Annotated in this window: 14 protein-coding genes and 1 pseudogene; 14 read left to right on the top strand and 1 reads right to left on the bottom strand. The window is 39.0% G+C overall.

The features are described 5' to 3' along the window. Positions 1-158: 158 nt before the first annotated feature. Positions 159-872, bottom strand: coding sequence for a TauD/TfdA family dioxygenase (locus IM496_RS15615; protein WP_353737644.1), 714 nt, complete (start codon positions 870-872; stop codon positions 159-161). A 304-nt stretch (positions 873-1,176) separates the two neighbouring features. On the opposite strand from IM496_RS15615, the gene IM496_RS15610 reads away from it, so the two are divergent. From IM496_RS15610 to IM496_RS15545, 14 genes and pseudogenes are all read left to right on the top strand, one after another. Beyond that, on the top strand, positions 1,177-1,821 hold the full coding sequence (locus tag IM496_RS15610; protein ID WP_287662470.1) for a DUF3782 domain-containing protein: 645 nt from the start codon (positions 1,177-1,179) through the stop codon (positions 1,819-1,821). Positions 1,822-2,063: 242 nt separating this feature from the next. Beyond that, entirely contained in the window at positions 2,064-3,098 is a 1,035-nt protein-coding gene (locus IM496_RS15605) for a hypothetical protein (protein WP_287662468.1), read from the top strand. A 93-nt stretch (positions 3,099-3,191) separates the two neighbouring features. Next, positions 3,192-3,410 carry a DUF2283 domain-containing protein gene (locus IM496_RS15600; RefSeq protein WP_002800860.1) on the top strand — a complete coding sequence of 73 codons (219 nt, stop codon included), beginning with the start codon at positions 3,192-3,194 and terminating at the stop codon, positions 3,408-3,410. Between the two features lie 111 nt (positions 3,411-3,521). Next, positions 3,522-3,755 (top strand): hypothetical protein, encoded by a 234-nt coding sequence (locus tag IM496_RS15595; protein WP_002800859.1) that lies wholly within the window; start codon positions 3,522-3,524, stop codon positions 3,753-3,755. 48 nt (positions 3,756-3,803) lie between these two features. Further along, the gene (locus IM496_RS15590) at positions 3,804-4,031 is read left to right on the top strand and encodes a type II toxin-antitoxin system Phd/YefM family antitoxin (protein ID WP_287662467.1); all 228 of its coding nucleotides are present in this window, start codon (positions 3,804-3,806) and stop codon (positions 4,029-4,031) included. Further along, the gene (locus IM496_RS15585; protein WP_002753982.1) at positions 4,028-4,162 is read left to right on the top strand and encodes a hypothetical protein; all 135 of its coding nucleotides are present in this window, start codon (positions 4,028-4,030) and stop codon (positions 4,160-4,162) included. Before IM496_RS15590 ends, IM496_RS15585 begins: the two co-directional genes overlap by 4 nt. A 13-nt stretch (positions 4,163-4,175) precedes the next feature. After that, on the top strand, positions 4,176-4,379 hold the full coding sequence (locus tag IM496_RS15580; RefSeq protein WP_002800856.1) for a RelB antitoxin-like protein: 204 nt from the start codon (positions 4,176-4,178) through the stop codon (positions 4,377-4,379). Then, positions 4,376-4,645, top strand: a complete 270-nt coding sequence (locus IM496_RS15575) for a type II toxin-antitoxin system RelE family toxin (RefSeq protein ID WP_061432389.1) — start codon at positions 4,376-4,378, stop codon at positions 4,643-4,645. Before IM496_RS15580 ends, IM496_RS15575 begins: the two co-directional genes overlap by 4 nt. A gap of 53 nt (positions 4,646-4,698) precedes the next feature. Then, complete coding sequence (locus IM496_RS15570) at positions 4,699-4,836, top strand: hypothetical protein (RefSeq protein WP_192846038.1); 138 nt, start codon at positions 4,699-4,701, stop codon at positions 4,834-4,836. 1 nt (position 4,837) lies between these two features. After that, a complete protein-coding gene (locus tag IM496_RS15565; protein WP_002800853.1) occupies positions 4,838-5,170 on the top strand; it encodes a DUF6883 domain-containing protein in 333 nt (110 codons plus the stop codon). 10 nt (positions 5,171-5,180) lie between these two features. Next, positions 5,181-5,423, top strand: coding sequence for a DUF4926 domain-containing protein (locus IM496_RS15560; protein WP_012267894.1), 243 nt, complete (start codon positions 5,181-5,183; stop codon positions 5,421-5,423). Positions 5,424-5,455: 32 nt separating this feature from the next. Continuing rightward, positions 5,456-5,593: pseudogene (locus tag IM496_RS15555) on the top strand (element excision factor XisH family protein); the annotation flags it as partial. Continuing rightward, positions 5,581-5,916, top strand: a complete 336-nt coding sequence (locus IM496_RS15550; protein ID WP_002762148.1) for a XisI protein — start codon at positions 5,581-5,583, stop codon at positions 5,914-5,916. The pseudogene IM496_RS15555 and the gene IM496_RS15550, both read left to right, overlap by 13 nt. A gap of 96 nt (positions 5,917-6,012) precedes the next feature. After that, positions 6,013-6,098: DUF2283 domain-containing protein (locus tag IM496_RS15545; protein ID WP_287662473.1), on the top strand; the 86-nt coding region annotated here is incomplete at its 3' end.

Raw genomic sequence — 6,098 nt, 5'->3', positions numbered from 1 at the left:
TGGAGGGATCGGGGGTAAAATTCAGGTACTTTTTCCCTGAAAATTAGGTAACTGACTACCTCAAAATCGGTAAAACCCTACACCCCACACCCCACACCCCACACCCTGCCCCCACCAACAAACTTTTTCAGCAGACCCTAGTTAACCCCGATTTCCCGTTAGGGAACATCAAACATTACCCTTTCAAGACAGCGATTGGGGTCAATGTAAGATTGGCGAGAATGGAGACAAGTATAATTATCCATGATCAAGATCTGTTCTGCTTTTAAATAGAGCGGAACGTGACAGGCTTCAAACAGTGCCAAAAATTTGCCACATAAAGCCATTAAACGGGAATCTAGACCAGAAGCGATCGGTTTATTAATATCGGGGCTAAATTCCCGATAAACCAGCACATTATAGCTAAAGCGGATGATTTCGGCATCTCGTTGCCAGATTGGTGCAAAACAGCTTTCTTTGCCGTCTTTGGACATAAAATATTGAGGTTGAGCCGCCATAAAATGTTGTTCCTCAAGGGTAAAATGACGCATTAAGTCATCAAACTTAACCAAAGTCGTCGCACCCCCACCCCAACGATCCGGAGTTTTACAGCGCAAACAGAGGTATTTAGGAGGGATAGCTTTGTAAGACCATTCTGTATGAGGTAAAAGCCCAATTCCGGGGGATTGTGCATCACTTTTTCCCATAGCGTCAGGATTTGCTTTGATAGGATAGATAATCTCTCCGTTAGTTTGGATAACGGGGGTTGCTTGGGTAATATCCTCTAAACATTGGAACCAGCGATCGCCGCAAGGGTTATCGAAGACAAAAAAACCGTTTTTTTTGAGGTGGTTTTTTAGGGTAGCAGTTGAGAACGTAAGCATTGAAAACATAAGATTTTCCCCACTTCAATAGGTTGATACTTGCTATGAAAAAATCTGGGGTATGTGCTAAGGCAAGAGGTCTAATTAAAAAAAATTGCATAATAAAAAGCTGATTGGCTAAGGCTTTCAGCTTTGGGGGAGGCTTTGGGGGAGTGGGGTACCCCAAACTTTTCGAGGAAAAAATTTGCGATTTTTGGTCGGGATGGTGTCGGATTTATCCTGTCAGCAAGTGATGGGTAAAAGAACGATATACTCTCAACCAGCCGAGTTGCTAGAATAGGATCGGCTTTGCTCAAATAGACAAGAACACGCCATGTCAGAAGCTATTACGATCGCCGATATTTACAAACTGTTTGAAAGAACCGAGGCTCAATTTGCCGAGTTCCAAAAAGAAGCCGAGCGCCGCAATGTTGAAGCCGAGCGCCGTAGTGCTGAGGCTGATCGCCGCAGTGCTGAAGCCGATCGCCGTAGTGCTGAAGCCGATCACACGATGGAAGAATTGAAAAAGCTGGTACGAGCCACCACCGAAGCCGTCAATAACTTAACCACCCCTTTGTGTCTTTTTATAGAAGAAATGGTAGAGCCGGCGGTTGTGCAGTTATTTCAAGAACGGGGGATTGATGTCACCCAAACCATGAGTCGCTTAAAAAGTAAACGTCCCGGGGCAGCGATGGAAATTGATATTCTGGCGGTGAATGGCAGTGAGTTAGTGGCGGTGGAGTGTAAATCTCGACTCTCGAAGGATGATGTAGATGACTTTCTCGATCGATTACAGCGATTTAAGTTAGCCTTTCCCCAATTTCGAGACTTTCAGGTTTATGGTGCAGTAGCGGGGATTGAAATCGATCAGGGGATAGATAGTTATGCTTATCGGCGCGGTTTATTTGTGATTAAGCAATCAGGAGAAACGGTTAAAATCATCAACGATGCTCAATTTCGGCCCCTAGGTTTTGCCTGATTAGGTGTTTTTCATCATCAACATCTTGAAGGCTCTCCCCCTACTTATGGTGATCAGCAAACCTGATCGATCGGAGGGCGCAAGCCTTGCGCCCCTACATTATCAAATTTTGTCCACAATGTAGGGGCGAACTGCGTTCGCCCAAAAGGTACATTATCAAAGCGCAAGTCCCTTAGGTGTTTTTCATCATCCCAAAAAATAGACTAAAATAAGCTATCCCAAACCTCTACCGATCTAATCCCATGCCTAAGAAGAGTTATGGCGAAACTGTTGAAAAAAGGGTCAAACGCTTGTTTGAAGTCTTATTAGATCATGTGGCTCACTGTCAATGTGAGGATAATGATTGGGGAGTCAAGCTGGCTCTAGGGGAAGAGGGGAAACTTTTGCGGGTTGAGACGAATTTAGCGGCTTTAGTACGCTTGGCAGAGCAGAAAGGGGAAAAATTGACCAAAGATCAAGTTAGGGACGCGATTAGCCACTATTTAGCCGATTATCTAGGCATTCTTCGGGATGAGCGTTTCAAACAGCAGGGGTCGGAGGAATGGCGGTTCTCCCTAACTCTGTGGGCGAAATGCGGCGATAAGACAACAAATTTGACTAAATTTTCGGAGGAGTGGCATAAAAGGCGCTCTGAACCCTCTAAAAAAGCGATCGCTAGACCTGAGAAAACCGCCGCGCCTCCTGTTGCTGTTACTGCTTTAATGGATACTAAGCCTCAAACCGAAGCAAATCTGCAACTTCTCACATTTGATTTAACTGGAAAAGTCGAACAGCTTACAAGGTCAGAACAGTACTATGCAATTCTCACAGACATTGTCACAAAAAAAGACATCCTGAACGACTTATATGTTTCAATTGGAGAGGGAGACTTTGTTTACGCATGGATTACAAGAATATTTCATGAGGCTAATTTAGATAAAAAGCCTAAAATTAGTAGGCTCATACTGAAAAGATTGAGTGATGAACTTATTGATATATATATCTCAACCAATCGATTATCGATAAACTTTAAAAATAAGATTAATCGAAACCTTGAATTTATACTTGAGGATGAACAACTGAGGCAAAATAATGTAGAAATAGAAATTAAATATTGGCATACTTTTCCAAAGTTTCATGGTTATTTATATGGTGACGATATGTTGCTCGGTGAATGGGCAAATGATGCTAAAGGTTATATTCATGTAAAATCTCCTTTGTATTATACAAAAATGCAGTTTTTCCCTAAACAATATGATTTTATCAAAAATATTTTTGAAGAAAACTCAACATTTTGATATTGAATAAATAGACAACAAAGCGTTGAGGGTTGTCTTACTCGAAGATGGTATCACAGTTCACAATGCTTTTTTTGATAGGAATTTTAAGCCATGAAAATGACCTACTTTCAAGATACGGACACTCTATATTTAGAGTTCAATAACAATCCTATTGTCGAGACTCAAGAAATCAATGAAAATACCTTAGTCGATCTTGATAAAAATGGGAACATTTGTGCAATCACCTTGGAACAGGCCAGAAACTTAACGGATCTGAATGCTTTTTCCCTAGAAACTATTGTCGCACCTCAATTAGCTTCAAGTTTATAAAATTTGTCATAACAAAATTATTCTGCACAAATTCAGGAGAATGTAGTAAAATTAAGTAAATAACCTTTTTGATAAATGAACCTCAGCTTCTGTCAAATTAGGAGAAATTTCATGAGTACCACCATCAATCTTAAAATCACTTTTGAATCTCTAACTGAAGCGATTAAATCCCTTGACTTAACGCAAAAACAACAATTATTAGAAATACTAGAACAACAAATTTTTCAAGCAGAAGAAACTTCCTATCAAGACGACGAGGAAACCTTAGCAGAACTTCAACAAGTTCGCGATGAATATCAATCAGGCGACTATGTGACCCTTGAACAATACTTGAGCAAGGATTAAATCACGATAAATTATATTATTATCTGAGAAATTTAACCCAATAAAACCATGATGCAACTAACCGTAGATGAAGCTAAAAATCAACTTTCTGAACTCCTTAAAGCTGCCTCAAAAGGTGAACAAGTTATTATCCAGAATCATGAAGGTCAAGACTTTCAAATCATTTCTCTTGCTCCCACTGTTAAACATCCCCAATATGGAAGCGCAAAAGGCATCGTTAAAATGCTTGACAATTTTGATGATCCCATCGAAGAATTTGAGGAATATATGCCATGAAAATTTTAATGGATACCCACGCCTTTTTATGGTTTATCGAAGGTGATAATAATCTTAGTGATGCTGCCCGTTCTCTGATCGAAAATAATCAATATCAAATTAGAAGGGGATTAGAAACCCAAGCAAAATGAGGAACAATTAATTATGAACATCAAAGATTATCCCTTTGCTCAAGACTTGATTACAGATAATCAAGGTCAGATACAGCAAGTTATTATTAACTTTGAAGACTATCAACAAATAATAGAAACCTATGAAGATACTGGACTCTATTGCGCCATGATAGACGTTAAAGATGAAACTCCCTTAACTTTGGAGGAAGCTTTAATTGAATTAGAAAAAGAATGAAAATCAACTATCTTCCTACTTTTATCAAGGATCTTAAAGATTTAAAAAGTACCTCCTCTTACTCAGTCATAAAAAACCTTGTCTTTACTGATATTTTAGCAGTTAAGCAGCTAAGCGAAATTAACAACCTTAAAAAATTAAAAGGAGAATATAATGCCTATCGTATCCGAATTGGTGACTATAGAATTGGTTTTTTTGTTGAAGAAGATACAATTACATTTGCTCGTGTTCTTCATCGTCGAGAATTCTATCGTTATTTCCCGTAAAATTTCGGTAGATAAAGAATCATTGAAAAGCCTTTGTCGAAATAGCCCACAAAATGAATCACTGCGATCGCGCTCTCAACTACTGCCAACAAGCGCTTGAATTATGCCAAGAATTGGGGATTTCCTTGGTTAAAGATTGTGAGGAATTGTTAGGGCAAATTCAGGGAAACCTAGGAGAAGCCAACAAATAAAATGAAACTTCCCAATGCCGATCAAGCCAACCTAGGAGACAAACTTGAACGTTACTGCCTCAATCCTGAGCATTCAAAAGGAAAACATAAAGCCTTGCTTTTCAAACAAAGATTAGGGATTACCTTAGCTAATAAAGAAATCCTAGAAAATGCTCTTAAAAAAGCAGTAATGGAAGGAGAAGCCGAACTTTATAAAATCGATCAATATGGCACTCACTATGATCTGAAATTTAACCTCTGTACCGACATCGGAGAATCCTTAATTTTAAGTTGCTGGATTGTCCAAATAACTGAAAATTTTCCTCGTCTTACTAATGTCTATCCCATTAATTAACTAGCCCATGATGAACACCATTCAAGAATACGATCTCGTTGCCCTAACGGAAGATGTTACGGCTACTCACAAAACGACCCATCAGCCCATCCTTCTGCGTCGCGGACAAATGGGAACTGTTTTAATGTCTTTTAATCAGCAAGCTTTTCTGATTGATTTTACCGATCAAAACGGCCAAACCTTTGCGATGGAAACCGTTGATCACTCAAAACTTCTACGGCTGATCAGTGAACCTGAATTAGTCTCAGTCTAAGATAAAACTTTCGCCAACTTTTAGATAGAACTCTTTATCTTGCTATTCGGGAAAAAACTTTCAACAGCTTATTTCATCAAGAAATTGGTCAAATACTCCTTGAAGAAAAAACACTAAAACTAATTATCTTTAACCCCGAAACTGAGGTAATCACCCAATGGATAAACTAAACCATTACCGCAAAATTATTCATCAGATTCTTGTCCCCTATAGCCAAATTATTTATAACAATGCGGACATTCAAAATCGTCTAGCTTTTGATCCTCAGAATGATCAATATCTCGTCATTTCAGAAGGTTGGCAACAGAATCAGCGTTATCATGATTGTCTGATTCATTTAGAAATTATTAACGAGAAAATTTGGGTACAATGTGACAACACCGAAGACGGTATCACCAAAGAATTACTAAGCGCAGGCATTGCTAAAGAAGATATTGTTTTGGGATTCCATGAACCTAAAATACGTCAATATACAGGCTTCGCTGTCGCTTAACTTTCAAATATGATGGACAATTCTCAAAACCGCAATCGCCGCCAAATGAATCACTATTAGAAGAAGATTAGAAACTATTGATAACCCAAGTCAGCCATGAAAATCACCTACTTTCAAGATACGGATACTCTATACCTAGAGTTCAATAACAATCCCATTGTCGAGACTCAAGAAATCAATGA

It is taken from the genome of Microcystis sp. M049S2, from assembly GCF_020245625.1.
GTDB lineage: Bacteria > Cyanobacteriota > Cyanobacteriia > Cyanobacteriales > Microcystaceae > Microcystis > Microcystis ichthyoblabe_A.
The sequence above is the reverse complement of the archived record's forward strand: the minus strand, read 5'-3'. Positions and strand labels throughout refer to the sequence as shown.